The following is a 1,017-nucleotide window of genomic DNA, read 5'->3' on the forward strand; positions in this document are numbered from 1 at the left end:
ACCTGCTTCAATTTTTTCTTGTATTTGCTGTTTCATAAAAGCTTCTGTCCCCATCCAAATTAATCCATTTATAGGAATCGCTTCTTGACCTGCTGTAAATTTTGAAGGGAATAAATTGAATTGATTTTCAGATTTTAATGACATAAAAGCCATTTCTAATCCAATTTGAATACTAGGAAACGCTATATTTTCTACTAAAAGAGCATCTAATCCTTTATCTATATTTTGGCATGTGTGTACTAATTGCTGTTCGTAATCCGCTCTATCATCAATAGATAACCCTCTAAGAATACCACATTCTCCTATTCCTGTTTTTCCGTTTTGGTTTAATATAATAAACCAAGTTTCCTTTGTTTTTAAAATGCCTCGTGAAGTCCCGCTAGGCATTTTAAAGTTAAGGTTGTATTTATGGTAAGTTGCTGTCATATTATACATCAAAAATACTTAAATTTATTTAGTAAATTAGCGACTATAATTACATTTAATAATGACAGATTTCCCCGATATAATCTTATTTGCTATTCCTTTTTTTATACTTGCTATGTTACTAGAATTATATGTGACTATTAAACAAGGCATTAAAGGTTATGAGGTTAAAGATTCTTTAGCGTCTATTAGTATGGGACTCGGTAATGTTTTCTTAGGTTTTTTAAGTAAAGCGCTTGTTATAGTATCGTTCTTTTATATTTACGATAATTATAGATTTTTTACAATTCCGGTTACATGGTGGAGTTTTATACTTATACTATTTGCAGATGATTTTGCATATTATTGGTTTCACCGTATTTCTCATGAGTGTAGGTTATTTTGGGCTTCTCACATTATACATCATTCTTCTCAGCATTACAATTTAAGTACAGCGCTTCGCCAAACATGGTCTGGTGGTTTTTACACATTTATTTTTTGGTTATGGTTACCGCTTTTAGGATTTCATCCTGCGATGATTATGTTCCAAATGTCTGTTAGTTTACTTTACCAGTTTTGGATACATACTGAAGCCATAGATAAACTTCCTAA

General features: G+C 31.1%; 1 protein-coding gene and 1 pseudogene. One reads left to right on the plus strand and one right to left on the minus strand.

What is annotated here, in order from left to right; genetic code table 11:
• A pseudogene (locus ACVC2P_RS12755) lies at nucleotides 1-426 on the minus strand (o-succinylbenzoate synthase); the annotation flags it as partial.
• Between the two features lie 61 nt (nucleotides 427-487).
• On the opposite strand from ACVC2P_RS12755, the gene ACVC2P_RS12760 reads away from it, so the two are divergent.
• Nucleotides 488-1,017 (plus strand): sterol desaturase family protein (locus ACVC2P_RS12760; RefSeq protein WP_452598852.1); only part of this gene is annotated, 530 nt, incomplete at its 3' end.

The sequence above is a fragment of the Pontimicrobium sp. MEBiC01747 genome, from assembly GCF_053601635.1.